Origin of the sequence: Undibacterium sp. CCC3.4, assembly GCF_034347425.1 — a bacterium.
Classification (GTDB): Bacteria; Pseudomonadota; Gammaproteobacteria; order Burkholderiales; family Burkholderiaceae_D; genus Undibacterium.
Genome location: NZ_CP133779.1, coordinates 1,649,805 through 1,676,190, shown reverse-complemented (window position 1 = coordinate 1,676,190; position 26,386 = coordinate 1,649,805). Strand labels below are relative to the sequence as shown.

At 54.4% G+C, this 26,386-nt stretch carries 33 protein-coding genes; 5 read left to right on the top strand and 28 right to left on the bottom strand.

Features of this window, described 5'->3' with window-relative positions; translation table 11 throughout:
* The first annotated feature begins 207 nt into the window (after window positions 1-207).
* Window positions 208-1,098, top strand: coding sequence for an RNA polymerase sigma factor RpoH (gene rpoH / locus RHM61_RS07675; RefSeq protein ID WP_322250537.1), 891 nt, complete (start codon window positions 208-210; stop codon window positions 1,096-1,098).
* Between the two features lie 147 nt (window positions 1,099-1,245).
* Here rpoH and RHM61_RS07670 read toward each other — a convergent pair whose 3' ends face one another.
* Genes RHM61_RS07670 through RHM61_RS07650 form a run of 5 tightly spaced genes read right to left on the bottom strand, consistent with a single transcriptional unit; the run spans window position 1,246 to window position 5,139 of the window.
* Complete coding sequence (locus RHM61_RS07670) at window positions 1,246-1,827, bottom strand: SCO family protein (protein ID WP_322250536.1); 582 nt, start codon at window positions 1,825-1,827, stop codon at window positions 1,246-1,248.
* Complete coding sequence (gene cyoE, locus RHM61_RS07665; protein WP_322250535.1) at window positions 1,824-2,708, bottom strand: heme o synthase; 885 nt, start codon at window positions 2,706-2,708, stop codon at window positions 1,824-1,826. Before cyoE ends, RHM61_RS07670 begins: the two co-directional genes overlap by 4 nt.
* 10 nt (window positions 2,709-2,718) lie before the next feature.
* Window positions 2,719-3,786, bottom strand: a complete 1,068-nt coding sequence (locus RHM61_RS07660; protein WP_322250534.1) for a COX15/CtaA family protein — start codon at window positions 3,784-3,786, stop codon at window positions 2,719-2,721.
* 2 nt (window positions 3,787-3,788) lie between these two features.
* Complete coding sequence (locus RHM61_RS07655; protein ID WP_416200230.1) at window positions 3,789-4,400, bottom strand: SCO family protein; 612 nt, start codon at window positions 4,398-4,400, stop codon at window positions 3,789-3,791.
* A complete protein-coding gene (locus RHM61_RS07650) occupies window positions 4,393-5,139 on the bottom strand; it encodes an SURF1 family protein (RefSeq protein ID WP_322250532.1) in 747 nt (248 codons plus the stop codon). The genes RHM61_RS07655 and RHM61_RS07650 overlap by 8 nt, the downstream gene beginning before the upstream one ends.
* 50 nt (window positions 5,140-5,189) lie before the next feature.
* On the opposite strand from RHM61_RS07650, the gene RHM61_RS07645 reads away from it, so the two are divergent.
* Window positions 5,190-5,390, top strand: coding sequence for a twin transmembrane helix small protein (locus RHM61_RS07645; protein ID WP_322250531.1), 201 nt, complete (start codon window positions 5,190-5,192; stop codon window positions 5,388-5,390).
* Between the two features lie 67 nt (window positions 5,391-5,457).
* Here the strand turns inward: RHM61_RS07645 and RHM61_RS07640 are convergent, their stop codons facing one another.
* The 7 genes from RHM61_RS07640 to RHM61_RS07610 all read right to left on the bottom strand — a co-directional run bounded on the left by RHM61_RS07640 (window position 5,458) and on the right by RHM61_RS07610 (window position 11,279).
* Window positions 5,458-6,318 (bottom strand): cytochrome c oxidase subunit 3, encoded by an 861-nt coding sequence (locus RHM61_RS07640; RefSeq protein WP_322250530.1) that lies wholly within the window; start codon window positions 6,316-6,318, stop codon window positions 5,458-5,460.
* Window positions 6,319-6,392: 74 nt separating this feature from the next.
* A complete protein-coding gene (locus tag RHM61_RS07635) occupies window positions 6,393-6,608 on the bottom strand; it encodes a DUF2970 domain-containing protein (protein ID WP_322250529.1) in 216 nt (71 codons plus the stop codon).
* Window positions 6,608-7,183 carry a cytochrome c oxidase assembly protein gene (locus tag RHM61_RS07630; RefSeq protein ID WP_322250528.1) on the bottom strand — a complete coding sequence of 192 codons (576 nt, stop codon included), beginning with the start codon at window positions 7,181-7,183 and terminating at the stop codon, window positions 6,608-6,610. The genes RHM61_RS07635 and RHM61_RS07630 overlap by 1 nt, the downstream gene beginning before the upstream one ends.
* 12 nt (window positions 7,184-7,195) lie before the next feature.
* Complete coding sequence (locus RHM61_RS07625) at window positions 7,196-7,303, bottom strand: cytochrome oxidase small assembly protein (protein ID WP_322250527.1); 108 nt, start codon at window positions 7,301-7,303, stop codon at window positions 7,196-7,198.
* A 40-nt stretch (window positions 7,304-7,343) separates the two neighbouring features.
* Complete coding sequence (ctaD, locus tag RHM61_RS07620; protein WP_322250526.1) at window positions 7,344-8,951, bottom strand: cytochrome c oxidase subunit I; 1,608 nt, start codon at window positions 8,949-8,951, stop codon at window positions 7,344-7,346.
* Between the two features lie 23 nt (window positions 8,952-8,974).
* Window positions 8,975-10,147: a cytochrome c oxidase subunit II gene (gene coxB / locus RHM61_RS07615; protein WP_322250525.1), complete on the bottom strand. Its 1,173-nt coding sequence runs from the start codon at window positions 10,145-10,147 to the stop codon at window positions 8,975-8,977.
* Between the two features lie 223 nt (window positions 10,148-10,370).
* Complete coding sequence (locus RHM61_RS07610) at window positions 10,371-11,279, bottom strand: methyltransferase domain-containing protein (protein WP_322250524.1); 909 nt, start codon at window positions 11,277-11,279, stop codon at window positions 10,371-10,373.
* Between the two features lie 77 nt (window positions 11,280-11,356).
* Here RHM61_RS07610 and RHM61_RS07605 point away from each other — a divergent pair, with 77 nt between their 5' ends.
* A complete protein-coding gene (locus tag RHM61_RS07605; protein WP_322250523.1) occupies window positions 11,357-12,136 on the top strand; it encodes a ComF family protein in 780 nt (259 codons plus the stop codon).
* 660 nt (window positions 12,137-12,796) lie between these two features.
* On the opposite strand, the gene RHM61_RS07600 is transcribed toward RHM61_RS07605, so the two are convergent.
* The 3 genes from RHM61_RS07600 to RHM61_RS07590 all read right to left on the bottom strand — a co-directional run bounded on the left by RHM61_RS07600 (window position 12,797) and on the right by RHM61_RS07590 (window position 13,692).
* Window positions 12,797-13,078, bottom strand: a complete 282-nt coding sequence (locus RHM61_RS07600) for a type II toxin-antitoxin system YafQ family toxin (RefSeq protein WP_322250522.1) — start codon at window positions 13,076-13,078, stop codon at window positions 12,797-12,799.
* Window positions 13,065-13,331, bottom strand: a complete 267-nt coding sequence (locus RHM61_RS07595) for a type II toxin-antitoxin system RelB/DinJ family antitoxin (protein ID WP_322250521.1) — start codon at window positions 13,329-13,331, stop codon at window positions 13,065-13,067. The genes RHM61_RS07600 and RHM61_RS07595 overlap by 14 nt, the downstream gene beginning before the upstream one ends.
* 70 nt (window positions 13,332-13,401) lie before the next feature.
* Window positions 13,402-13,692, bottom strand: a complete 291-nt coding sequence (locus RHM61_RS07590; protein WP_322250520.1) for a hypothetical protein — start codon at window positions 13,690-13,692, stop codon at window positions 13,402-13,404.
* 266 nt (window positions 13,693-13,958) lie between these two features.
* Between RHM61_RS07590 and trmL the strand changes: the two genes are divergently transcribed.
* The gene (gene trmL / locus RHM61_RS07585) at window positions 13,959-14,429 is read left to right on the top strand and encodes a tRNA (uridine(34)/cytosine(34)/5-carboxymethylaminomethyluridine(34)-2'-O)-methyltransferase TrmL (RefSeq protein ID WP_322250519.1); all 471 of its coding nucleotides are present in this window, start codon (window positions 13,959-13,961) and stop codon (window positions 14,427-14,429) included.
* Window positions 14,430-14,463: 34 nt separating this feature from the next.
* Here the strand turns inward: trmL and RHM61_RS07580 are convergent, their stop codons facing one another.
* The 7 genes from RHM61_RS07580 to RHM61_RS07550 all read right to left on the bottom strand — a co-directional run bounded on the left by RHM61_RS07580 (window position 14,464) and on the right by RHM61_RS07550 (window position 20,074).
* The gene (locus tag RHM61_RS07580) at window positions 14,464-14,955 is read right to left on the bottom strand and encodes an adenylyltransferase/cytidyltransferase family protein (protein ID WP_322250518.1); all 492 of its coding nucleotides are present in this window, start codon (window positions 14,953-14,955) and stop codon (window positions 14,464-14,466) included.
* A gap of 58 nt (window positions 14,956-15,013) precedes the next feature.
* The gene (locus RHM61_RS07575; protein WP_322250517.1) at window positions 15,014-15,859 is read right to left on the bottom strand and encodes a ferritin-like domain-containing protein; all 846 of its coding nucleotides are present in this window, start codon (window positions 15,857-15,859) and stop codon (window positions 15,014-15,016) included.
* Between the two features lie 88 nt (window positions 15,860-15,947).
* The gene (locus RHM61_RS07570; protein WP_322250516.1) at window positions 15,948-16,883 is read right to left on the bottom strand and encodes a CysB family HTH-type transcriptional regulator; all 936 of its coding nucleotides are present in this window, start codon (window positions 16,881-16,883) and stop codon (window positions 15,948-15,950) included.
* A 39-nt stretch (window positions 16,884-16,922) separates the two neighbouring features.
* On the bottom strand, window positions 16,923-17,990 hold the full coding sequence (locus RHM61_RS07565; RefSeq protein WP_322250515.1) for a sulfate ABC transporter ATP-binding protein: 1,068 nt from the start codon (window positions 17,988-17,990) through the stop codon (window positions 16,923-16,925).
* A gap of 12 nt (window positions 17,991-18,002) precedes the next feature.
* Window positions 18,003-18,884: a sulfate ABC transporter permease subunit CysW gene (gene cysW, locus RHM61_RS07560; protein ID WP_322250514.1), complete on the bottom strand. Its 882-nt coding sequence runs from the start codon at window positions 18,882-18,884 to the stop codon at window positions 18,003-18,005.
* Window positions 18,881-19,747 (bottom strand): sulfate ABC transporter permease subunit CysT, encoded by an 867-nt coding sequence (gene cysT, locus RHM61_RS07555; protein WP_322250513.1) that lies wholly within the window; start codon window positions 19,745-19,747, stop codon window positions 18,881-18,883. The genes cysW and cysT overlap by 4 nt, the downstream gene beginning before the upstream one ends.
* Window positions 19,748-19,831: 84 nt before the next feature.
* On the bottom strand, window positions 19,832-20,074 hold the full coding sequence (locus tag RHM61_RS07550) for a hypothetical protein (RefSeq protein WP_322250512.1): 243 nt from the start codon (window positions 20,072-20,074) through the stop codon (window positions 19,832-19,834).
* Between RHM61_RS07550 and RHM61_RS07545 the strand changes: the two genes are divergently transcribed.
* Complete coding sequence (locus RHM61_RS07545) at window positions 20,069-20,287, top strand: hypothetical protein (protein WP_322250511.1); 219 nt, start codon at window positions 20,069-20,071, stop codon at window positions 20,285-20,287. The two genes, RHM61_RS07550 and RHM61_RS07545, sit on opposite strands and share 6 nt — an antisense overlap.
* On the opposite strand, the gene RHM61_RS07540 is transcribed toward RHM61_RS07545, so the two are convergent.
* The 6 genes from RHM61_RS07540 to RHM61_RS07515 all read right to left on the bottom strand — a co-directional run bounded on the left by RHM61_RS07540 (window position 20,278) and on the right by RHM61_RS07515 (window position 25,799).
* Complete coding sequence (locus RHM61_RS07540) at window positions 20,278-21,111, bottom strand: ATP-binding cassette domain-containing protein (RefSeq protein ID WP_416200220.1); 834 nt, start codon at window positions 21,109-21,111, stop codon at window positions 20,278-20,280. The two genes, RHM61_RS07545 and RHM61_RS07540, sit on opposite strands and share 10 nt — an antisense overlap.
* Complete coding sequence (gene ssuC, locus RHM61_RS07535; RefSeq protein WP_322251061.1) at window positions 21,104-21,898, bottom strand: aliphatic sulfonate ABC transporter permease SsuC; 795 nt, start codon at window positions 21,896-21,898, stop codon at window positions 21,104-21,106. The genes RHM61_RS07540 and ssuC overlap by 8 nt, the downstream gene beginning before the upstream one ends.
* Before the next feature lie 106 nt (window positions 21,899-22,004).
* The gene (gene ssuD / locus RHM61_RS07530; protein WP_322251060.1) at window positions 22,005-23,144 is read right to left on the bottom strand and encodes an FMNH2-dependent alkanesulfonate monooxygenase; all 1,140 of its coding nucleotides are present in this window, start codon (window positions 23,142-23,144) and stop codon (window positions 22,005-22,007) included.
* 31 nt (window positions 23,145-23,175) lie between these two features.
* Window positions 23,176-24,159, bottom strand: coding sequence for a sulfonate ABC transporter substrate-binding protein (locus RHM61_RS07525; protein ID WP_416200219.1), 984 nt, complete (start codon window positions 24,157-24,159; stop codon window positions 23,176-23,178).
* Between the two features lie 26 nt (window positions 24,160-24,185).
* Window positions 24,186-24,764 (bottom strand): NADPH-dependent FMN reductase, encoded by a 579-nt coding sequence (ssuE, locus tag RHM61_RS07520; RefSeq protein WP_322250509.1) that lies wholly within the window; start codon window positions 24,762-24,764, stop codon window positions 24,186-24,188.
* Between the two features lie 30 nt (window positions 24,765-24,794).
* A complete protein-coding gene (locus RHM61_RS07515; RefSeq protein ID WP_322250508.1) occupies window positions 24,795-25,799 on the bottom strand; it encodes a sulfate ABC transporter substrate-binding protein in 1,005 nt (334 codons plus the stop codon).
* Between the last annotated feature and the right edge of the window lie 587 nt (window positions 25,800-26,386).

Sequence of the window (26,386 nt, the reverse complement as noted above, 5' to 3'; positions counted from 1 at the left end):
GGACTACAACTATCCGATTTGCCACACTGCAGCAGTTTTCGGCAGTACCGATCGGTGCCAACATCCCAGCACTCTGATAGTAGTCTAATCATCACAATTTTGAGCTGATTGGCAGTCTTGGGCAGAGAGTGCTAATATAAGAACTTACTCCGCTGGTAAGGTATTATTTTTGATGCTGACCAGCAGCAATGAGAAGGAAACATAGCAATGACTTCGACACAACTTATTCCGGCAACCGACAGCACCGCGCTGGCCTTGGGTTTCAGTGGTACGCTCGGAAATATTGATGCCTACATCTCCGCTGTCAACCGCCTGCCCATGCTCACGCATGAAGAAGAAATCAATTTCGCCACCCGTTTGCGCGCAGAAAACGATTTAGCTGCGGCACAACAACTGGTGATGTCCCACCTGCGCTTGGTCGTTTCGATCGCGCGCGGTTATCTCGGCTATGGCTTGCCACATGCAGATTTAATACAAGAAGGTAACATCGGCCTGATGAAAGCCGTCAAGCGTTTTGATCCCGACCAAGGCGTGCGTCTGGTCTCGTATGCCATGCATTGGATCAAAGCGGAAATGCATGAGTACATACTCAAAAACTGGCGTTTGGTAAAAGTCGCCACAACTAAGGCACAACGTAAATTGTTTTTCAATTTGCGCAGCCATAAAGTCGGTTTGGAAGCGATGACGCCAAAGCAAATCGATGCCTTGGCCAAGACACTGGACGTCAAACGCGAAGAAGTCATCGAAATGGAAATGCGTTTGTCCGGTCACGATATTGCGCTCGACGCGCCGACTGATGACGACGATGAAAAATTCGCTCCTATCGCTTACTTGAAAACCGAGTCAGAAGAACCGACCCGCGTGATCGAAACGCGCCAGTACGACCGGCTGCAAAGCGAAGGCTTGGAAACTGCCTTGAGCAAACTCGATGCTCGTTCACGCCATATCATCGAATCGCGCTGGCTCAAGAATGATGACGGTTCCGGCTCGACCCTGCATGAACTGGCCAGTGAATACGGCGTATCAGCCGAACGCATACGCCAAATTGAAAGTGCGGCACTGAAGAAAATGAAAACGGCACTGGCCAGTTTTACCTGAAGCCGCATGGCGGTAGAAATATAAAAAAGCACTCCTCGGAGTGCTTTTTTTGTCTTTCCCGCCTGCGCTTGAATAACGAGGCATGAGCACGCGGGGGCACGACGCAGAGTCAGGTGTTTTCAGCAGACGCCGTCAACACCGCGTAGCTTACTTCAGCAACAACTTCAAATCATGCACCACCGGTGCCGTACCCTGCCCATGCCGTAAGAACAGGCGGATATGCCCTTCTTTATCAAACACATAACTGCCGGCCGTATGGTCCATGGTGTAACTGCTCGGTGTATTGCCATCGACTTTTTGATAATACACTTTGAAGTCCTTGGCCACTTTGGCGGTGGCTGCTGCATCACCGTACATGCCGAGAAAGCGCGCATCAAAGTTCGGTACGTATTCGGCTAACAAGGCCTGGGTATCCCGCGCCGGATCGATGGTGACGAAAATCACCTGAACTTGCTCGGCTTGTGGGCCGAGCTGCTTCATCACATCGGCCATCTCGACCATCGTGGTGGGACAGACATCGGGGCATTGGGTATAACCGAAAAACATCACCACCACTTTACCTTTGAAATCGGCCAAGGTGCGCGCCTTGCCGTGATGATCGGTCAGCGCGAAGTCGCGCGCATAATCGAGTCCGGTCAAATCGGTGTTGGTGAATTTTTCGGCTGGCTTATCGCAAGCGGCCAAGGCGCACAGCAACAGAGCGGCGCAGAGTTTTTTCCAGAGTGTCATAGTTTGATGTAGTGGTCGACCAGCAAGGCGGCGAACAGTAAGGATAAATAAATGATAGAAAACGCAAAGGTTTTGCGTGCCAGCACGTCGCTGTAATGTTGATACATTTGCCAGGCATAGGCCAGAAAAATCAAGCCGAGTACGACGGCGCTGACCAGATAAATCAGACCGCTCATGTGCACCGCATACGGCAACATGGTAGTGGCAAACAAGGCGATCGTGTAGAGCCAGATATGTAAACGCGTCAGTTCCGGGCCATGCGTGACCGGTAACATCGGCAAGCCCGAGCGCACATAGTCATCGCGGCGGTACATCGCCAAGGCCCAAAAATGCGGCGGCGTCCAGACGAAAATAATCAGTACCAACAACCAAGCTTGCATCGGTACATCATTGGCGACGGCCGCCCACCCCAAGGCCGGCGGCATCGCGCCGGACAAGCCGCCGATGACGATGTTTTGCGGCGTAGCTGGTTTGAGGATGATGGTATAGACCACGGCATAGCCGACGAAGGTGACAAAGGTCAGCCACATGGTCAGCGGATTGACCAGGGTATACAGTAGCCACATCCCAGCCCCACCGATGACACCGGAAAACACCAAGGTTTGCGTGGCACTGATCTCACCTTGCGCCGTGGGACGGCGTGCCGTGCGTGCCATGCGCGCATCGATTTCACGCTCGACCAGGCAATTGATAGCGAAGGCGGCACCAGCCAACAGCCAGATGCCAGCGGTTGCCGCTACCAGCACGCGCCAATCGGGTAAATCGGGCGTCGCCAGAAACATACCGATGACGGCGCAAAATACCGCCAACTGCGTGACCCGTGGTTTGGTCAGGGCCCAGTACTGTGCCACTCGGTTAGAGGGCAAACTTAAAGTTGTCATGTTCTATCTATCAACGGTTGCACCATGCAAACCTGAGACGACAGTTTAACATGGTCAGCAGCAGCACCAGCGTGGCGGCACCACCGTTATGCAGTACGGCCAAAGACAGAGGCCAAGAAAACAGCACGGTAGAGATGCCGATGGCCATTTGCGCCGCGATCGCCAGCAATAAATAGCGCCCGAGGCCGGCACAACTGAGCGTGCCACGGGCGCGCCATGCGACGACGACAACCACGGCAGCGACCAGCAAGGCAAAATTCCGGTGCACCCAATGGATCGCGACCAAGGCTGGAAATGGCAAGTAAGCACCATCACGCGTCATACCGAGTTGCCGCCACAAATGAAAGCCGTGCTCAAAATCCATTTGCGGAACCCAAACGCCGTGACAAGTAGGATAATCTTGACAAGCCAAAGCCGCATAGTTAGTGCTCACCCAGCCGCCCAGAGCGATTTGTATTACCACCAGCAGCAGAGCCAGCAAGGCCGGCCCGCGCAAACGCTGCGCCGCGCTATCTCGTGCCGGGACCGGTCGTTGTTGCTCATGCGCAGCGGCCAGCAAAGCCAACAATGCCATCCCTAGCAGTAAATGCGTGGTAACGATCACCGGCTGCAACTTCAGCGTCACGGTCCAAGCCCCGAAAGCACCTTGCAAACAGACTAGCAATAACAGCGAGCTGGCCAGCCATGGTGAAATACCGGTGCGACGACGACTGCGCCAAGCCAAGACCACTTGCGCGATGATTAAGATGCCGACACTGGTGGCCAGATAGCGATGCAGCATTTCTATCCAAGCCTTTTGCAGCGTCACCGGTCCATCCGGCATGGCCAGTTCGGCTGCTTTGATATCGGCATGTGATTGCAAAGGGTTGGCTTGGCCATAGCAGCCGGGCCAATCCGGGCAGCCGAGGCCGGAATCGGTCAAGCGCGTGAAGGCACCGAACATGATCAGTTCAAAGGTCAAGGCCAACGTGACGGCGAGCAGCTTGCGCTGCTTGTTCGGCTCTTTCGAACGCCAAACGATGAGTAAGGGCAGCAGCGCGACGGCGCAGCCGGTCAGGGCGAGTTGAGGCAGCAGCATACTCAGCCTATCGCCGAAGCGCGTAAAAGCTTGGCCAGATCTTTCTTAATCTTGTTCGGATCGGCATCTTTCGGATAGCGCATCATCAAATTCCCCAGCGGATCGACCAAATAAATATGCTCGCTCAGTTGCCCTCCCTCGGCCACCGGCAACCAACTGCGCAACTGCGCGGCGTCGACCGTCAACGCATGCATGCCGGCAAATTCATTCAACAAGCGCGGTGCGACGGTCTGGGCATCATCGACCAACCAAATCCGCTCGATGCGGTCCATTTCTTTACCTTGCACCAAGCGCAGTTGGCGCACATCATAGAGTTTCTTTTCGCAAGCGGTAGCACAAGCACCACTGTCTACCGTCAGCATCAACCATTTGCCGCGAAACGCCTCGAGCCCGACCACGCCGCGCTCGGGTGCGCCCTGCTCGTGCGCTTGCAAGACCGGCATAGGGTGGGCGCGCGGATCGAGCAATTCACCATAATTGGTACGGCCTTGCGGTTTAATGACGTAATACGCCAGATACGACAACAGCATCGGGGCGGCACACACGGCCAACACCGAAAATAATTTCCAGCGACCGCGCGTAGTGCGCTTACTGAGCGCTGCTGCCTCACTCATCGCTGTTTGGGGGAACGGCGCTTGCTGATTGATTTTTTCCACGACGTATTCCTGTGAAGATAAAAAACAGGCATGCCATAAGTGCCAAGGCATACCACTGAAATGCATACGCGCGATGCTTATCCGCACCAGCAGCCGGCACGGGCCAATCGCGTTGTAATTGATCGGGCAAACTCGAGTGTTGCTCGACGATCAGCGCGGCCAACTCCAAGCCGCTGTGACTGGCCAGATCGGCGATATCGAGGTTTTGCAACAACGCACCAGGAACCAAGGCTGCCGCCTGCCCCAATTGCAGCACCCGGTCTGGGCGCGCACGCAGGATGCCGGTGATCGTCACCACCCCGCTTGGGGTCAATAAGGAACCAGTCTGCATTCTATCCTGAAGATTTCGCGCCTGCCAACCACGCGCTACCACGATACTGCGCTGGCTGCCGGCGAGCTTGAATGGCATCAATACAATCAAGCCGGCCTTGCCTTGCATAGGGCGATTATCGAGATACAGCGGCCAGTTGCTGACGAATTCGCCACGTAAGCTGACCTTGCTCCACAAAGGCAGGCTCGCCACCTCGACGCTGGCCAGGTCGACTGCTGGCAAGCGGCTACGCTCAACGATGGCGGCGGCAATCTGTTCTTTTTCCAGCGCCCGCCGAGTTTGCCATTGCGCTAAGCTGATACCGAGCACGACCAAGGCTATGCTGACTAGCAAAGGGATCAATTTGAAGCGCGAAAGAATCAACATTAGCGATTACAATAGAAAAACGATTAATCAGATACCAACAAGGTCGAAGCATGAAAATTCTGGTCGCCATCGCGTTCTTCCTGATCATCTTCAGCATGGGCTCAGCCCTGGTCTATCTGATGAAAGACAAGGGACGCAGCAACCGTACCGTCAAGGCGCTGGCCTATCGGGTCGGCTTTTCCATCAGCTTGTTTCTGCTGATCTTGCTGGCCAATTACTTCGGTCTGATCGAACCGACCGGGATACATTGAGAGCAAGCAAAAGAACATAAAAAAAGCCGCACTGTGGTGCGGCTTTTTTTCGTTACTGGCGCAAGCATTACAACCAGTAAACCACCACATACAGACCGAGCCAGACCACGTCGACAAAATGCCAGTACCACGCCGCACCCTCGAAGGCAAAATGCTGTTCCGGTGTGAAGTGACCCTTCATCACGCGATACAGTACCACGGATAACATGATCGCACCCATGGTCACATGGAAGCCGTGAAAACCGGTCAGCATGAAGAAGGTGGAACCGTAAATACCGGAAGTCAGCTTAAGATTCAATTCTTGGTAAGCTTCAATATATTCATAGGCTTGGCACACCATGAACACGGCACCGAGCAGTATCGTGGCAAACAACCACAGTGCTGTTTGCTTGCGGTGACCGGAACGCAGCGCATGATGCGACAGCGTCAGGGTCACGCCGGAAGTGAGCAAGAGCGCGGTATTGATGGTCGGGATAGGAAACGGCGTCATGGCTTTGAAAGCCTCGACGGTGCCGGCTGGTCCGGTATTGCCCCATTGAGCAGCAAAATCAGGCCACAAAACTTTGTGATCGAGATCGGCTAGCCATGGCATGGAAATGCTGCGGGCATAGAACAAGGCCCCGAAAAAGGCGGCAAAGAACATCACTTCGGAAAAAATGAACCAGCTCATACTCCAGCGGAACGAGATATCGATGCGCTCACTGTATTGGCCGCTCTCCGATTCGGCGATGGCCTCGCCAAACCAATTGTAGAGCACCACCAAGGTCAGGAAAATACCGGCGAAGTTCACATACGAACCCCACGCCAAGCTATTGACCCAAGCCGATGCACCGATCATCGTCAGGAGCAAGGAAAATCCGGCCAGCACTGGCCATTTGGATGGCCCCGGCACGAAATAATATGGTGCTTTCGCGTTTGAAGAACTCATTTTTGATCTCCTGATCCAAATGTATGGTCTGAAATTATTCTAATTACATTACTTGTTTTGGCACTGCTTTGCTACTATTTTGCCACCACATAACGCACGATCAGCACCAAGCTTACGATGAAAATCAGCGCGCCTATCAGGGCGGCAATGATGACGTGCACAGGATTGAGTTGCGCAGCATCTTGTTCATAGTCACTGCGCTTGCGTATCCCCAGAAATGACCAAAACACGGCTTTCATGGTCGCCAACAAAGAGGCTTGGCGTTTTTTTTCAGGCGGTAATTGACTCATCATTTATCCGTAGCCCCGGCTACACCGAGTTTGCCGCCGACTTCAAAAAAAGTATACGACAAGGTAATCGTTTTAACATCTTTAGGTAAGGCCGGATCGATGTAAAACACCACCGGCATTTGCCGCGCTTCATTCGGCCCCAAGGTCTGTTGCTTAAAACAAAAACATTCCATTTTTTTGAAGTAAGCACTGGCTTGTTGCGGCGCATAGCTTGGTATCGCTTGCGCATCCATCTTGTACGGCTGCTTGTTCACCACTTCATAGACGATTTGCGCCATTTCGCCCGGATGCACCTTCATACTGCTCTGGGTAGGCCGAAAGCGCCACGGCCCCTGCGTATTGGCATCGAACTCGATGGTCACTTCGCGGCTGCGGTCGATCTGCGAATTCGTCAGTTCTTTGGCCGTGATATCTTTCGGTGTCAGAATATTGACGCCGGTGATTTCACAAATTTGCTTATAAATCGGCACCAACAAATAGCCGAAGCCAAACATCATCACCGCAATCACCAACAATTTCACCAGCATGGTGGCATTGAGTTGCGTGATCAGGCCAGACTTTTTCCGCTCTTGCATGCCGCATCCATTTCAACGTAACACAGACTGCTTCAGAATGACACCGATAAAAAAAACGATGGCAACTGAAAACAGGAGCAAGGCAGTTCTGAGATTATTCGGCTTTTTTTCGTTTTTCATATGCAGGTGACGCAGCGCAAAACGCTGCGTCGCTTCTTTCTTATTTAACGATCGGTGGTACTTCAAAGGTATGGAACGGCGCCGGACTCGGCACAGTCCACTCCAAACCTTCCGCCCCATCCCATGGCTTGGCCAGCGCCGGTGTGCCGCCGCGGATAGATGGAATCACCACCGCCAAGATGAAATACACTTGCGTGAGACCGAAACCGAAAGCACCGATGGTGGCGATCTGGTTAAAGTCGGTAAACTGCGCCGGATAATCGGCATAACGACGCGGCATCCCGGCCAGCCCAAGGAAGTGCATAGGGAAGAAGGTGACGTTAAAGAATATCAGCGAAGCCCAGAAATGAATTTTCCCGCGCGCTTCGTTGTACATGAAACCAGTCCATTTCGGCCCCCAGTAGTAGTACCCGGCGAACAAGGCAAACAGGGAACCGGCTACCAACACGTAGTGGAAATGGGCCACCACGTAGTAAGTATCTTGCAATTGAATATCGATCGGCGTGACCGCCAAGATCAAGCCGGTGAAACCACCCATGGTGAAGACGAAAATGAAACCGACGGCAAACAGCATCGGTGTCTCAAACGTCATCGAGCCCTTCCACATGGTGGCAACCCAGTTGAATACCTTCACACCGGTCGGCACCGAGATCAGCATAGTCGCATACATGAAGAACAACTGAGCCGTTACCGGCATGCCGGTAGTAAACATGTGATGGGCCCAGACGATGAAGGACAGAATCGCGATCGATGCCGTAGCATAGACCATGGAAGCGTAACCGAACAAAGGCTTGCGCGCGAAGGCAGGCACGATCTGCGAGACGATGCCGAAAGCCGGCAAAATCATGATGTAGACTTCCGGATGCCCGAAGAACCAGAAAATATGCTGGTACATCACCGGATCACCGCCACCGGCGGCATTGAAGAAGGAAGTGCCGAAGTGACGATCGGTCAAGGTCATCGTGATCGCCCCGGCCAACACTGGCATCACCGCGATGAGCAGATAGGCCGTGATCAGCCAGGTCCAACAGAACATCGGCATCTTCATCAAGGTCATGCCAGGCGCGCGCATATTGAGGATGGTGGTGATGATATTGATCGAACCCATGATCGACGAGGCACCCATGATATGGATGGCGAAAATCGCCATATCCATGCCTGGGCCCATTTGCGTACTCAATGGTGCATACAGCGTCCAACCGGCCGCAGTGGCACCGCCCGGCACCCAAAATGAGCTGACCAGCAGAATCGCGGCCGGTGGCATGAGCCAGAATGAAAAGTTATTCATCCGCGCAAACGCCATATCGGAAGCGCCGATTTGCAGCGGAATCATCCAGTTAGCGAAGCCGACAAAGGCCGGCATGATGGCACCGAACACCATGATGAGGCCATGCATGGTAGTCAGTTGATTAAAAAATTCCGGCTGTACCAGTTGTAAACCAGGTTGAAACAATTCGGCGCGGATGATCAGTGCCAGCACACCGCCCGAGAGCAGCATGGTGAACGCGAACCACAGGTAGAGCGAGCCGATATCTTTGTGGTTGGTAGCGAATAACCAGCGGCGCCAGCCGTGCGGATGGTCATGGGCATGGTCATGGGCATCAGCGTGGCCATGATCGTGCGCGTGATCGACGGTAGTTGTACTCATCTTTTCTCCTGTTCTTCCTGTTATTACTTACGTGCAGCCAAAACTTCGGATGGCTGTACGATGTTTTCGGCGGATTTGTTCGACCAGTTGTTACGCGTATAGGTAATCACTGCCGCAATTTCGGTATCCGATAAAGTCGCTTTCCAAGCTGGCATGGCGTTTTTCCCGTTCAGAAGCAAATGAATCTGCGCATCTTTGGCACCGGCTACCACGGCAGAGCCATCCAGCGCAGGGAAGGCACCCGGCACACCCTTACCACTGGCCTGATGACAAACCACGCAATTAGCCGAATACACTTTTTCGCCGCGTTGTTTGAGTTCGTCGACCGTCCATACCTTGTTCGGGTCGTCGGCCTTAGCGAGCATTTCTTTATGTTTGAGGTCTACCCATTTGGTGTAGTCGGCTTGCGAAACGACATTGACGACGATAGGCATGAAAGCATGCTCTTTACCGCACAACTCAACGCATTGACCGCGATACACGCCGATTTTCTCTGCTTTGAACCAGGTATCGCGCACATAACCGGGAATGGCATCTTGTTTCACGCCGAAGGCTGGAATGGTCCAAGAGTGGATGACATCATTGGCCGTGGTAATAATGCGCACCTTCTTATTCACCGGCACCACTACTTCATTGTCGACTTCGAGCAGGTAATTGACGCCGCGCGGCTCAGTCGGTGCCACACCCGGCGCACCAACCTGGGTACGTGGGGTAGAGAGCGTGGACAGGAAGGCAATCCCTTCGCCTTCGCCTTTGAGGTAATCGTAACCCCATTTCCACTGCATGCCAGTGGCCTTGATAGTGATGTCGGCGTTAGAGGTATCCTTCATCGCGACCACGGTACGCGTCGCTGGCAAGGCCATGCCGATGACGATGATGAATGGCACGATGGTCCAGAGGATCTCGACCGTGGTGCTTTCATGGAAGGTCGCAGCTTTATGTCCGAGCGATTTGCGGTGTTTGAGGATGGAATAAAACATCACACCGAACACGGCGACGAAGATCACCAAACAAATGATGAGCATCAGATTGTGGATGGAATAAATTTGTTCGGCAATTTGCGTCACCGGTGTTTGCAAATTCATTTCCAATACCGCCGGCCCACCCTGACTGTCTACCACCGCCCAAGACGGCAAACTGGCGGCCGACAGTGCGGCAGCGAGCATGAACGATTTCAATCGCTGTGCATGTTTCATGTTTTCCCCAAAACCCCGATTAGAATTCTTAGATGTGCACCAGGACGCGAAAGATTGTGACAAAGTGCGAACTGGCAACTTCTACAACGCGTTGAGTATAAGGCGGAAAGTGAACGCATATCAAGCAGAATGCACGATGCAGCGCAATGATCTGGCGCAAATGAAACAAAAGTTTCTTGCGTTGAAAATCAAATTTCGCGATTTTCTTTCAGCGCGATCAAGCTTATTTTTTCGGCAGATCGAAGCGCACTATAGCCTCACCGGCACTTGTCTTGCGGCTCACGGGCCGGAATGCATGACCATACACGACTTCATACGTGAGTTCCAGCAGACCTGCTGGTGAGCGTTGCATTTCCAAGACATCGAGCAAGGCGCGGTATTGTCGCTTGCTCATTAAACCACGCTGACGTGTTTGCAAAGGGTTGCCGCCAAGCGCACGCACATCGGCCAACAGGCGTTGCGGCGTTTGATAGGTGAGGGTGATTTTTTCCATATCCATCACCGGCGTCGAAAAACCGGCGTCGATCAGCATATCACCATAATCGTGCATATCGACGAATGGCAGCGTGTGCACATGCGCATCGACGGCGGCAAACGCGCTGCGCAATTCGACCAAGGTATCCGGGCCGAAGCAAGAAAACATCAGCAAGCCTTCGGTGCGCAACACGCGGCGCCACTCGGCCATGACCAAGTTCGGTTGCGGGTGCCAATGCAAAGCCAGGTTCGACCAGATCAAGTCCAGCGATTGTGCTGCCATGGGCATGGTGGCGAAATCGGCCGCCATCAGCATGGCGGCGCGCTCACTGCGCAAACTGCTCGGTGTCCATTTCGCCAGCAAACGCCCGACCGCCGACAAGGCGGCTTGTTGTTGTAGCCGGCCATGGCTGAGCATGGCAGCGGCGGCGTCGAGACCGATCACTTGGGCCTGCGGATAAGCGCGCTGTAATTCCGCCAAATCGGCACCAGTGCCGCAGCCGGCATCGAGCAGCGCCGTCGGACTGATTTTGACGAGCTCAAGTTTTTCGCGCATGCGCAAGGCGATTTCACGGTTTAAAAAATCGCCTTCCAGCAATTTTTGCGGATCGGAAAATAGACGGCGCACCAAGGCGAGGTCGATCGGAGCACTCAACATAAAATAGAAACCGGGCAGGTATAATTGATCAAAGTAGCGCCCAGTTTACACGCTTGTGTTTCGCTTGGTATTATTTCATGCACCCACTGTTAGTCACCCTCATTGATACGGCTGTCCCACTTTTGCTGCCAACGCGCTGCAGCTTGTGTGATGCAGCTGACAGCGCACTGCTGTGCCAAGCTTGCCAGCAGCGCTATCTGCGCACGAGCACAAATCGTTGCCACCAATGTGCGCTCCCACTGCTGCCGCAAGAAACCAGCCGCCGCTGCGGTGCCTGTCTGGCCGCCCCACCGGCGTTCGACCGCAGCATCGTCGTCACCGATTACCTGGCACCGCAAGATCAATTGGTGTTGGCGCTTAAATTCGGCCAGCGCCTGGCCTTGGCACCGCTGATGGCGCGCCTGCTGCATCAAGCGATACGGCAGGCAGACCGCGAAGACGGCGCAAGTGTGCCGCTGCTGCAGCCCGCAGCGCTGCTGCCGGTGCCCTTGCACCGGCGACGCTTGTGCGAACGCGGCTACAATCAAGCACTGGAAATTGCCCGCCCGCTGGCGCGCGCGCTCGACAGCACGCTGTATATCGATGGCTTGCAGCGCTGTCGCGACACCGAGCCACAGAGTCGGCTCACGCTGAGCGAGCGCAAAAAAAATCTGCGCCACGCCTTCCTGATCACACCGGCCCTGTTGCCGCATATCGCCGGTGCCCACTTAGCCGTGGTCGATGATGTGATGACCAGCGGCGCGACCTTGCAAACCATCGCACGCTTGCTGAAACGACATGGCGCGGCCAGCGTCAGCAATTATGTGTTTGCGCGCACGCCGAAACCCGATGATCAGCAGCATGGCGTGCTGGCTTGAGCGCGAAATAAAATACCTCGTCAATTACCCCGGCCTCAAGAGGCTGTCGCAAAAGGGTTTTCAGTCGGTATCATTACTCCAACTGGCCGACATGTCATTCCCCCATGCTCTCGCCTCGTCATTCCTGCGTAGGCAGGAATCCAGTGGCACGTTAGTGCCTTCAGGGTGGGAGGGTCGATCAAGGGCACTTTTTTCTGTTAAATCAACACGTCCTGCTGCGCCTGAGCAGCACAGAGATAAAAGGCGCGTGCGCGCCACTGGATTGCCGCCTGCGCGGCAATGACGAATTGGGCGGCTGGGTGGATGCGCAATCGACCTAACTTGTGGGTAATGATCAGCGCGCTTTTGCGCGGGAACCTGGCGGCGTTCGTGCTTAACTGAAAATACCAGAAATCATGCTGTTTTCAGTGCTAAAAACGATACTGGGTTCCAGCCAAAAGCATGCGGGACTGACGAGGTATGCGGTGTTTCAGGTGTAAACAGCGTCCGCCAGGCTGTTGCGACAGCCTCTTCGGCCGGTGAGCGACGATCCATTAAGTTGTCAGGTTTTTTTTGAGCATCTTTTCTAATCGCCGCGACACATGCGCCGGTTTTTCTCTGATGGTGGGCAGACTCATTTTTGCGCACCTTGAAGTTTCACCCCGACAAGTTGCAACAGGCTTAACCGAAAAGCTCGCTGTGAGAGCCAAGCCGTGCCAGTCGAAGCGTGTCAGCATCCGACTTTCGGTAAATCAGCAACAGGTCCGGCTTGATGTGACATTCCCGATAACCGGCCCAATCACCACTCAAATCATAATCACGGTATTTGACATCGAGCGGCTGATCAGTTGCCAGAGCCACGAGAACAGGCTTCAGATCGTTATCAAGCGTAGCCCGGTGCAATCCCTTGGCCTCACGCTTGTAGTCCCGCTTGAAGGATGAGGAACGATCAATCGTCCGCATGTAAGTCTGCCATCAAGTCATCAACGCTGCTAAACCGCTTACCCTTCCCGGCTTCCAGCTCAGCAATCGCCTTACGTGTTGTCGCGTTGGGTACTTTCACATCAAACGGCATCCGGCGCTCATCTGCAATGCGCAGCATCAGCAGGCGGATAGCGTCAGAGATGGATAGTCCCATCGCTTCCAGTGCGTCCGCAGCACGCTCCTTGGTTCTTGTATCGATGCGAGCGCGGACATAGGTATCGGCGGTGCTCATGGTGACTTCCTCTTGATGGCTTCAGAGACTCCATTGTAGTCACAATGTGACTACAACTCAAGGGATATTCTCAAGGAGCTGGAAAGAAGTCCTTCGGGTCGGTAAGCTTGGCAGCCTCACCGTTACCATTCGAAAACAGTATCTGCGCTTGTGCTGCGTACAGGAGCTGGAGTTTGACACTCTGTGTATTTCGCGTTTTATTGGAGAGCGTCCAGCGATCAAACTCGCGCCCTTTGAGGATAATGGAAGTGAAGTCCAGAAGGTAGAGCAGCGCTTTGCTTTGTTGACGCAATGGCCGTGCCACTTTTTGTATGAGCGATGTCACCGCATCGGCAAGTATCGCCGCGACGACTGTTGGCATCAGCCAGAGTGGCGCGCTGAATACGACCAGTGCCGAGACGGTAATAATGAGCGATATGACTGTTAAAGCTGGCCTCCGGAGGACGCAGGCCAGTTGTTCCGCTTAATTGAGCCTAGGGAAGCGCAGATTTAATCCAAGCGGTTTGTCCGCTGCCACTGCGATTAAATCCGCGCTTCCCAAGCTCGTTTAAGTGCCTGCTACAATGTTGGCATTGCGCGTCTCTGGCAGTCTGCCGACGCGCGCCACTTCTCTGTTAAGGAAACACCGTGTTTCATGTCGTCCTCGTCGAACCCGAAATCCCGCCCAATACCGGCAATATCATCCGTCTGTGCGCCAACAGCGGTGTGCAACTGCATTTGATCGAGCCGCTCGGCTTTCCGCTCGACGACAGCAAAATGAAGCGCGCCGGTCTCGATTACCATGATTATGCGAGCATGAAGGTGCATAAAAATTGGGCAGATTTTCTCGCCACACAACAGCCCCCACCAGACCGGATGTTTGCCTTGACCACGCACGGCTCCGGCATTTTTTCCGAAGCCCGTTTCGAAGCCGGTGATTATTTTGTGTTCGGTGCTGAAACGCGCGGCTTGGCGGTGGAAGTGCGCGAGAGTTTCGCGCCGGCGCGACGTATCCGTTTGCCGATGCGGCCAGATAATCGCAGTTTGAATTTATCTAATACCGTCGCCATCGTGGTATATGAAGCTTGGCGCCAGCATGGCTTCGCCGGCGGCGCGTAAGGCTGGCTTTAAGCGCTGGCTTTAAGCGCTGGCTTTAAGCGCTGTCGGCGCGCGGTGCGCGCAATTTACTGAGCAGGCTGGTAGTCGAACGTTGATGTTCGAAAGGAATCGCGTGTACCCGCCCGCCATAGGCCAACACCGCCTGGCCTTCGGGAATCGCGCTCATCGTGTAGTCGCCACCCTTGACGTAGATGTCCGGCCGCGCTTGCTGCACGACTTCGAGCGCAGTATCTTCATCAAACTCCACCACCAAACTGACCGCGCCGAGCGCGGCGATCACGGCGAGGCGATCGGCGCACAAATTGACCGGGCGATCGTCGCCCTTGCCCAGCCGTTTCACCGAAGCGTCGGTATTGAGTGCCACCACCAGCGAGCCGCCGAGCGCACGCGCCTGCGCCAAATACGTCACGTGACCACGGTGCAAAATATCGAACACCCCATTGGTCAACACTACCGGCTTAGGCAGGGCCGCGACACGGGCAGCGAGTTCGCTGCGGAGACAGATTTTTTGTTCGAAGTCAGACATGGGCGACGGTGCAGAGAGTTAAATAGGAAGACGGCATTGTACACCGCTGCCCACGCGCTTACAGCAACACCGGTGCCAGATTTTTATTCACTTCTTTGCGGTAGCGGTTCAAATCCTGGACCGTCTCAAAACTGCGTTCAAACAGTAAGGAGAGATTGTGCAGAATGCGGTCGATCACTTTCTTTTCCCAAATACCGTCGAATTTGATCTGCACATCGAGCCAGCGTTCCAGCCAATCAGGATCAGGCAAGCGACTCTGCACCGTATCATTGGGGAACAAAGCTTGATTGACATGCAGATTGGTCGGGTGCAGCGGCTTTTCAGTGCGTCTGGCCGAGGCCATCAACACACCGATTTTGGCGAAGGCGGAACGGGCGACATCACCGGTTTCATGCAAGGCTTTTTTCATATAGCGCAAATAGGCACCGCCATGGCGTGCTTCATCTTGGCTGATGATTTTATAGATATGCTTGATGACCGGTTCGGTATGCCATTCGGAAGCGCGACGATACCAGTGGTTGAGGCGTATTTCGCCGCAAAAATGCAGCATCAGGGTTTCCAGCTGCGGTGCCGGGTCGAATTCGAAACGTACTTTGTCGAGTTCGGCCTGAGTCGGCACTAATTCAGGGTGGAAGCGCCGCAGATACTCCATCAACACCAAGGCGTGTTTTTGCTCTTCAAAAAACCAAATCGACATGAAGGCAGAAAAATCAGCGTCATCGCGATTGTCACGCAAAAACATTTCGGTCGCCGGCAAGGCCGACCATTCTGTGATCGCATTCATCTTGATGGTCTGCGCCTGCTCTGCCGTCAGGAGGCTGGCATCGTACTGATCCCAAGGAATATCAGTCTCCATATTCCAGCGTACTTGTTCCAATGATTTGAATAATTCAGGATAGAGCATGATCGACCTCTGCGAGAAAAAAGCTATGACGAACGTGAAACGCTGCCATTCTAACAGAGAGCCGTGGGGGTCACACGAGGCCGAAAATTTACTCCGATGTGATGCCTTCTTTGAGAGCTTGATCAATTTCTTGCAGACTCAAAGCTGGGGCAAATTGGCGTATGAAGTCATAAGTGTAACTGCGCAGGTAAGCACCGCGCCGCACGGCCAAGCGCGTTACGTTCGGGGCAAACAGGTGGTCGGCCGCAATCGTGCGCAGCCCTTGCATGCGCGATGGCTCGATTGCCATTGATGCAACAATCCCCACACCAAGGCCGAGGTTGACGTATTGTTGAATCACATCCGAATCCATGGCGGTGAGGACGATGTCGGTGCGTAAGTCTTCCCGGCGGAAGGCGGCATCGATATGGCCGCGACCGGTGAAGCCGACGTCATAGGTGATGAGCGGGTAATTCGACAAATCGGCCAAGCTTAACTCGGCTTTATTGAGCAAAGGATGGCCGTCCGGCACGACGATGACATGCTGCCATTGGTAGCAAGCGAATGAGACCAATTCTTTAAACTGTGACAAACCTTCGGTGGCGATGCCGATGTCAGCCTTACCCGACATCACCCATTCGGCGATGTGATCAGGCGAACTCTGTTGTAAGGCGATGCGTACATCGGGGAAGGCTTGGCGAAACTGTTGCACTACTTTGGGCAGCACATAACGCGCCTGCGTATGGGTGGTGGCGATGGTCAGCGTACCCTTGCTTTGATCGGCATATTCATTGCCGGCTTGTTGCAGATTTTCCGCTTCCAGCAATAGTCTTTCGACGATAGGCAAGATGCCTCTTCCCGGCGCAGTCAGGCCAGTCAGGCGTTTGCCATTGCGTTCAAAAATATCGACGCCGAGCTCTTCTTCGAGTTCACGAATCTGGCGGCTCACGCCCGGTTGCGAAGTAAATAAAACATTGGCAACCTCGGTGAGGTTAAAGCCGCAGCGCGAAGCTTCGCGGATAGAACGTAATTGCTGAAAATTCATGATGCTCTTTCGGTAAGTGCATAAGTTCGCTACGCGAGATTATTCTGCGGCGTCGACAAAGACATGCAAACGCTTAGGCGTGACCAGCAAGGTTTCCCCGACCTTGAGTTGGAGCTGAGCATAGCGTTCACTCGAAATCATGGCATCGATGACATCGCCATTATCGTCGCGCACCAGTTCGAGTTGCGCCAACGGGCCGATGCTGTGCACGCGCCGTAATTGCGCCGGCATGCCACCGCCGCCCGACGTATAGCGTTCAATCTCGAATTCATGCGGACGCACATAAGCGGTACCGAAGGCATCACGGGTTTCGGCATGGGCCGGTGTGGCAAAGGCAACGCCATCGGAATCGAGTACCCCTTCATGTACGCGCCCTTTGAACAAATTCACATGACCGAGAAATTCATACACAAATGGCGTGGCCGGGTGTTGATACACGTCGGCCGGGGTACCGCACTGCTCGACTTTCCCGTGGTTCATGACAACGATGCGATCGGCGACTTCCAAGGCTTCTTCCTGATCATGGGTAACGAAGATGCTGGTGACATGTAATTCATCATGCAAACGACGCAACCAGCGGCGCAATTCTTTACGGACTTTGGCATCAAGCGCGCCGAACGGTTCATCGAGCAGCAAGACGCGCGGCTCGACCGCCAGAGCGCGCGCCAAGGCGATGCGCTGACGTTGACCACCAGATAATTGCGGCGGATAACGATCGGCTAACCAATCAAGCTGTACCAACTCCAACAATTGGCCTACTTTTTCTTTGATCTGGCTTTCGTTAGGACGCAAATGACGCGGCTTGACGCGCAAGCCAAAGGCGATGTTTTCAAAAATCGTCATGTGCTTGAACAGCGCATAATGCTGAAACACGAAGCCAACCTGACGTTCGCGCACATGCTGAGCCGAGGCATCTTGGCCATCGAGCAGTACGCGGCCGCTGTCGGCAAATTCCAATCCGGCGATGATGCGTAACAAAGTAGTCTTGCCGCAGCCGGAAGGTCCGAGCAAGGCGGTCAGCTCACCATCATTAAAGGCTAAGGAAACCTGATCAAGGGCGGTGAACTGACCGAAGCGTTTATGTAATTGTTCAACTGCGATACTCATGTCCGACTCCGGTTAATTCTTGTTCACGGCGGTATGGCTGCGCCATTCGACCAGGGTTTTCAGTGCCAGCGTCAACAGCGCCAGCAAACTCAGTAGGGAAGCGACGGCAAAGGCGGCGACAAAGTTGTATTCGTTATACAAAATTTCGACTTGCAAAGGCATGGTATTGGTTTCACCACGGATATGACCCGAGACCACCGAGACCGCACCGAATTCACCCATCGCCCGGGCATTACATAAAATCACGCCGTATAACAAGCCCCATTTGATATTTGGCAGGGTGACGCGGCGGAAGGTTTGCCAGCCGGAGGCACCGAGTACCAAGGCGGCTTCCTCTTCTTCGCTACCCTGCGATTGCATCAGCGGGATCAGTTCGCGCGCTACAAACGGGAAGGTGACGAAGATAGTGGCCAACACGATGCCAGGCACAGCGAACAGAATCTTGATGTCATGCGCACGCAACCAATCGCCGAACCAACCTTGTGCACCGAACAGCAGCACATAAATGAGTCCGGAAATCACCGGCGAGACCGAAAACGGCAAATCAATCAGGGTCAGCAAGACACTCTTGCCACGAAATTCAAATTTGGCGATGGTCCAAGCTGCGGCTACCCCAAACACCAAATTCAGTGGTACCGCGATGCCGGCGGCAATCAGGGTCAGGCGTATCGCTGACAGCGCGTCGTCTTCAACAATCGCCGCGAGATAGACTTGCCAACCTTTTTTCAAGGCTTCGGCGAACACCGCTGCCAGCGGGACCAATAAAAACAAGGTCAAGAAAGCCAAGGCGATGCTGATCAGGCAAAACCTTACCCAGGCCGGTGCCAGCGTGGCCGGGTTAGCCGCTTGGTAGCCCTGCTGAGGGGCGTTGGTCGGTATCGTTGTGGCGCTCATTCCGCTCTCCCACTGTTCTGACGACTACGCATCCAAGCTTGCAAGCCGTTGATCGACAATAGCAACGCAAACGACAGCAGCAGCATAACCACGGCAATCGCGGTAGCACCGGCGTAATCATATTGTTCGAGTTTGGTGATCATGAATAAAGGGGTAATTTCTGAAATCATCGGCATATTGCCGGCAATGAAGATGACCGATCCGTATTCGCCAGTGGCACGCGCAAAGGCCAAGGCAAAACCGGTCAGCAAGGCTGGCGCAATGGTCGGCAGAGTCACGCGCAAAAAGGTTTGCGCATGGCTGGCACCGAGGCTGAGCGCCGCTTCTTCGAGTTCCTTTTCTGCTTCTTCCAGCACCGGTTGCACGGTGCGTACCACGAAGGGTAAGCCGATGAAGATCAAGGCCACTACCACACCGAGCGGCGTGAACGCGACCTTGATCCCCAATGGCGCGAGCAACTTCCCTAACCAGCCATTGGGTGCATACAGTGTCGCCAAAGTAATGCCGGCCACCGCCGTCGGTAAAGCGAACGGTAGGTCGACTAAGGCATCGATGAAACGTTTGCCGGGGAATTCATAGCGCACCAAAACCCAAGCCACAATCCCACCGAAGATCACGTTGATGAACGCGGCCAGCAACGAAGCGCCGAAACTGAGGCGGTACGAAGCCACCACACGCTCGGAGCTGACGGTATCCCAAAAGGCTGGCCAGCTCATGGTGAAGGTTTTTAAAAATACCGCTGACAGCGGAATGAGCACGATCAGTCCGAGATAAAACAGCGTAAACCCGAGCGCCAGATGAAATCCGGGCAGCACGCGCCGGGTACTACCCGGACGATGCGAGGAAAAGAAGCTCAATGCCATGCTAGCCTTGTTGATTGGTGTAACCACAGAAGCCAGATCATGCCAGTTTTCGTATATATGAAAAACGAATTTTTAATTATGTCCTTAGATCGTATCGGCATATAGAACTGCGCTCGGCACAGCCTCTGCCAGTACCGCCGCCGGCACATCGAAGTGAAAGCCTTGTACCGCCGCCAGCAAACGGTTATGCACGCTTAAGTACAGATCATGCCCGGCGCTGCCGGCTTGGCTGTAGAAATTCACCGTGTGCAGTACCCGGCAAAGCCGATCGAGTTCTACTGATTCGGCATCGTCGGCGACATATTCGAGTAATTTCCAGACATGCAAGCCTTGGTCGCCCGGATCATAACTGCGCGCATAGGCTTGATGCGCGACGATGTCTCCGGCGGCGCTGCGTATCGCTTGAAAAGCGCTCGACAGGCTGGCATTGAAGAAGCGACCACGCGCCCGGCCTTGCTCGTCGATAGACAGGCGCGTCGGCGTCGCGGTATTTTTGCAAGCGCCGTAAATATTGGTTCAGCGTCGAATGCTCAGGCATAGCGTGCTTGTCCAGTTTGTTGCCCCGTTTGCAGCACCCGTGACAGGACCTGTTCTTCGAGTGCGCCAAAGCCGACGTCGGTGCGCCGCCGTGGGCGTGCCAGGTCGATGCGTAAATCCAGCGCGACGCGGCCATCTTCGATCAAGATGACGCGGTCGGCCAGCATGATCGCTTCCTGCACGTCATGCGTGACCAAGACCGCAGTCCATTGATGCTGTTGCCACAGTTGTTCGATCAAGCCTTGCATTTCAATGCGGGTCAAGGCATCGAGTGCACCCAGCGGCTCATCCAGCAAGAGCAGGGACGGTTGGTGCATGAGCGCGCGCGCCAGCGCCACCCGTTGCCGCTGACCACCCGAGAGCGTGGCCGGCCAATCGTTGGCATGTTCAGCCAGCCCGACGGTGGCGAGAATACTTTGGGCAGCACGATCCGGCTGCTCGGCAGCGAGGCCGAGCAAGACATTTTCTTGTACGGTTTTCCATGGCAGCAAACGCGCATCTTGAAACATCACGCGCGTGGTGGCCGCACCGCTGGCAGTCAGGCTCAACTGGCCGCTGTCGGCTTTTTCCAAACCGGCCAGCAAGCGCAGCAAGGTGCTTTTACCACAACCACTGCGACCCACCACGGCGACAAATTCGCCCGGATTGATATGCAGATCGAGGCTTTTCAAGACTTTGCGGGCGCGATAAGATTTTTGCAGCGCGCGCGTATTGATGCGCATGCCAGGTGCCGCCCTGACGCTGGCATCGGCACCCTCATCGAGTTCATCTCTGAGCGCGGCGATGCGGCGCGCTTGTGGCGACACTGCGCCAGTATAATCAGTCATGCTTGGCCTTTCTTTGGTACGCCGGATGCCAGCGCAAAAAATGCTGTTCGAGTGCGCGTGCGACAAGGTCGGCTAATTTTCCCAGCAAGGCATAGAGCAAAATGCCAACCATGACGATATCGGTTTGTAAAAACTCGCGTGCATTCATGGTCATGTAGCCGATACCGGCGCGTGCCGAAATGGTTTCGGCCACGATCAACAAGACCCACACCAAACCGAGCGCGAAGCGCACCCCGACCAAGATCGAGGGTAAAGCACCGGGCAAAATCACGCTGCGGTACAACTGCCAACCCGATAAACCGTAACTGCGCGCCATTTCGATCAAATCGCGGTCGACGGTGCGAATGCCATGAAAGGTATTGAGATAAACCGGAAAAAACAAGCCTACCGATACCAGAAACAATTTGGCACTTTCATCGATGCCGAACCATAGAATGACCAACGGCAGCAAGGCCAGCGCCGGAATATTACGCAGCATTTGCAAGCTGGTATCGAGCAGCACTTCGGCGTTGCGCCAACTGCCAGTCAACAAACCGAGCAACAAGCCGCTGCCACCGCCGACCGCCAAGCCGGCCAGCGCGCGGCCCAGGCTGGTTTTGACGTGTAAATACATTTCCCCCGATAAAAGCAGGGCCCAACATGCCTGCGCTACCGCCCATGGTTCCGGCAAGATGCGACTCGACAGCCAACCCGATTGCGCCGCTATTTGCCAACTCAGAAGCGCCAATACTGGCAATACCCAGCCGGCCGCGCGGCCACGCAGCAGCGCTGCAAAAAACTGACGCATACGCTGTAGCCACCAAGCTGGCTGTGTCAAAGGGCCCGCTCCGGTGGCGGCAAATTGCTCGGGTTCGGAAACAAAGGGAATCATGCGCTGCTCCTGGTAAAAAAACTCACACCGCGGCCGGTGCGATGCTGTTGGCGACAATTTCGCCGAACGGCCCGGTCCGGCTGCTGGTGACACGCGGCGTCGCTTTGCCGATAAGTGGAAACACCAATTCGGAAAAGCGATAGGCTTCTTCCAAATGCGGGTAACCGGAAAAAATGAAATGATCGATGCCCAGCGCAGCATATTCTTTGATACGCGCCGCCACGGTTTCCGGATCGCCGACCAAGGCCGTGCCTGCACCGCCCCGCACCAAGCCGACGCCGGCCCACAAATTCGGCGACACTTCGAGTTTGTCGCGTTTGCCACCATGCAGCGCAGTCATGCGCTGCTGGCCGACCGAATCCATTTTGGCGAAGGCTTGCTGGGCGCGCGCGATCACTTCATCATCGACAAAGCGAATCAAGTCTTCCGCCGCAGCCCAGGCTTCGGCATTGGTTTCACGTACGATCACATGTAAGCGTATGCCAAAGCGTAGCGTGCGGCCATGACGGGCTGCACGGGCACGCATATCGGCGATCTTGGCTGCGACCGCTGCCGGTGGTTCGCCCCAAGTCAGGTAGACATCGACTTGTTCGGCCGCCAATTCATGCGCCGGCTCGGAAGAGCCACCGAAATACAGCGGCGGGTAAGGTTTCTGCACGGGTGGATACAGGGTTTTGGCAGCTTTGACTTGCAAGTGCTTGCCTGCGAAATCGAACCCGGCTGCGCCGCCTTCACCGGCCAGCGAAGCGCGCCAGATGCGCAGAAATTCATCGGTGATTTCATAGCGTTCGGTATGGTCGGCATGGACCCCATCGGCTTCCAGTTCACCCTGATCACCACCGGTGACGATGTTGACTAACAAGCGCCCTTTCGAGAGGCGATCGAAGGTGGCTGCCATGCGTACCGCCAGCCCTGGGCTGGACAGTCCGGGACGGATCGCTACCAAAAATTTCAGGCGCGTGGTGGCCGACATCAAACTCGAAGCCACCACCCAAGCGTCTTCGCAGGAACGTCCGGTTGGCAGTAACACGCCATCAAATCCTTGGGTGTCGGCCGCGACGGCGATCTGACGTAAATAATCGTAGTTGATTTCGCGCGCGCCATGGCTGGTGCCGAGATAACGGCTGTCACCGTGGGTGGGGATAAACCAAAAGATATTCAGACTCATGCGAGGTGCTCCGGTAAGGCAATTCTTATTTTTGCAACAAAACGATGCTACGAATATTGATCGGCTTCGGGATCAATTTCAATTCAGCGAAGGTATCGGCGATTTTCTGCTGCTCGTTAATCACCGCTTCCGACAGTGGTGTGGCGCCGAAGGCGAAGCGGGAATTCGACAAGGCCACAATACTAGTGTCGAGACCAACTTGGCCTGCCAACAAGGTCGATACTTGCTGGGGATTTTTGATCGCCCACTGATCAATTTTGGCCAATTCTTCTTCAACGATACGCAACACATCAGGGTGTTTTTGCGCATAGCTGCGCGCGGCCAGATAAAACTGATGGTTGCTGACCACACCTTTGCCGTCGGCCAGAATGCGCGCGCCCAGTTGTTTTTCGGCGGCGGCCAAAAACGGATCCCAGATCACCCAAGCATCGACACTGCCACGCTCAAAGGCGGCGCGCGCGTCGGCCGGCGGCAGAAAGATCAGTTCGACATCGCGATATGGAATGCCAGCTTTTTCTAATAATTTCACCAACAGGTAATGGACGTTGGAGCCCTTGTTGAGGGCAATTTTTTTGCCGCGCAAATCGGCTAGCGATTTGAGCTGAGAATTTTTCGGTACGACGATCGCTTCACCACCGGGTGCGGCTGGTTCATGGCTGACATACAGTAAGTCAGCACCGGCGGCTTGGGCAAAAATTGGTGGCGCTTCACCGGTGGTGCCGAAGTCGACACTGCCGACATTGAGACCTTCGAGTAATTGTGGACCGGCTGGAAACTCGGTCCACTGCACGGTCACACCGGAGGCAGCCAGACGTTGATCGAGACTGCCGGCGGCTTTGAGTATGGTTAAAGTGCCGTATTTCTGGAAGCCGATACGCAGCACGCCCTTGTTGGCGCTGTTTTGCGCCGCCACCGGCGCACTCACGGACAGGCTCAGCAAGAGGCCGGCCAAACCAGCCGCCAAGACAGTACGACGAGCTGGTTTATTTGATGGGGCAGACATGTTCATCCTTGATAATGGTTTATTTCGAAGCATCAGGCGTAAGTGACTAAGGCCGGATAGTCACTGGCGTGGCTGTTGGTGGCGCTGGATGGCAAATTTTGCAACAACTGGACCACCCCTTTCTGCACTCGTTCGGCAATCGTCTGTGCCAATTGCAAGCCGTGCTCGTCGCTCCACACCACTTCCGCATCGGTGGCATAAATCGCCGGCAAAACTTGGCGTGCCGCGAGCGTAGCCAACACCGGTCGCAAGCCGTAATCGAGCGCCAACATATGCGACTGACTACCACCAGTAGCGATAGGCAGAATCAGCTTACCGTCCAAACCATCCTGCGGCAGCAGATCGAGAAAAGTTTTGAGCAAGCCGCTGAAGGACGCTTTATAAATATGCGTGGCGATGACGATCGCCTCAGCTTGCGCCAGCAGGCGTTGCGCCGCTAACAATTCGAGATTGCTGAAATCCGCATGCAACAAGGCTTGCGCCGGCAAGTCTCGCACTTGCAAGCTCACGCATTGCTGACCGAGTAATTGCAACTTGTCGCCGATATGCTGTAACAAGCGGTGAGAACGCGATACCGCAGCCGGACTTCCTGAGAGTAATAAGATGGACATATGCTGACTTTCTTCGTATAACCGGGTGATTTATTTCTTGGTCAAATAAATTTGATCAAAAACGCCGCCATCAGAAAAATGATCTTTCTGTGCTTTGGTCCAGCCGCCGAAGGTATCGGCAACATTAAACAATTGAATTTTCGGGAAGTTGCCGGCAAATTTTTTCGCTGCACGTTCGGTGGCAGGACGATAGAAATTTTTACCGATAATGTCTTGGGCTTCGTCGCTGTAGAGGTAGTTCAAATACGCTTCTGCGACTTTACGAGTACCATGTTTGTCGACCACTTTATCGACCACGGCCACTGGTGGTTCGGCCAATACACTGATGGAAGGCGTGACGATTTCAAATTTATCCGCACCGAATTCCTTGAGGCCGAGATGGGCTTCGTTTTCCCATGACAGCAAGACATCGCCAATACCGCGCTCAGTGAACGTCACGGTGGCACCACGGGCACCGGAATCGAGTACCGGAACGTTTTTAAACAGTTTTTGTACATAATCGCGTGCTGTAGCTGGTGTGCCGCCCGGTGCTTTCAAGGCATAGCCCCAAGCCGCCAGATAAGACCAACGTGCGCCACCCGAAGTCTTAGGGTTAGACGTGATGACAGAAACGCCGGGCTTGACCAAATCTGCCCAATCTTTGATGCCTTTCGGATTGCCTTTACGAACCAAGAACACGATGGTCGAGGTATATGGTGAAGCATTATTTGGCAAGCGCGTTTGCCATTTTTTATCGAGCAAGCCGCGTTCCGCCACGGCATCGATATCGTAAGCCAGGGCCAAGGTGACCACATCGGCATCGAGACCATCGATCACCGAGCGCGCCTGCTTACCGGAACCGCCGTGCGACTGTTTGATACTGACTTTGTCGCCGGTTTTCGCTTGCCATTGTTTGGCGAAAGCTTGATTGACGTCGAGGTAGAGTTCGCGCGTCGGATCGTAGGAAACGTTGAGCAAAGAAATATCAGCAGCCTGCGCGGTGACCGCACCGAGTAAAGTAAGGGCAGCAAGGAAGAGACGGTGTTGGGTGGTCATCGTAAGCCTGTCAATGAAGGAATCAAGGCTTACAGAGTAAATCGTGGCTTTATATTTTAAAACGAAGTTTTTCAGAGAACTTTATGCTTTTTTCATATAAAGACCCGTTTTATACACCATGACCAAGAAGTCGCACCGACTACCACAGGGCTTGTTTGCCTGTGTTTAGCGCGCATAGTTTTGCGCGTCGATCGGTGAAAAAATTCGACAATTTTAGTATTTCACAGAAAAAAAGTGCCCTTGATCGACCCTCCCAACCTGAAGGCACTAACGTGCCACTGGATTCCTGCCTACGCAGGAAAGACGAGGCGAGAGCAGGCCAAGTCGATTACGCGCCCACCCAGCCGCCCAATTCGTCATTGCCGCGCAAGCGGCAATCCAGTGGCGCGTACGCGCCTTTTATATCTGTGCTGCTCAGGCGCAGCAGGACGTGTTCATTTCACAGAAAAAAAGTGCCCTTGATCGACCCTCCCGCCCTGAAGGCACTGACGTGCCACTCGATTCCTGCCGACGCAGGAATGACGAGGCGAGAGCACGGGGAAATGACATGTCTGTCAGATTTTTGATCAAAAAAAACTCAAAGGCAG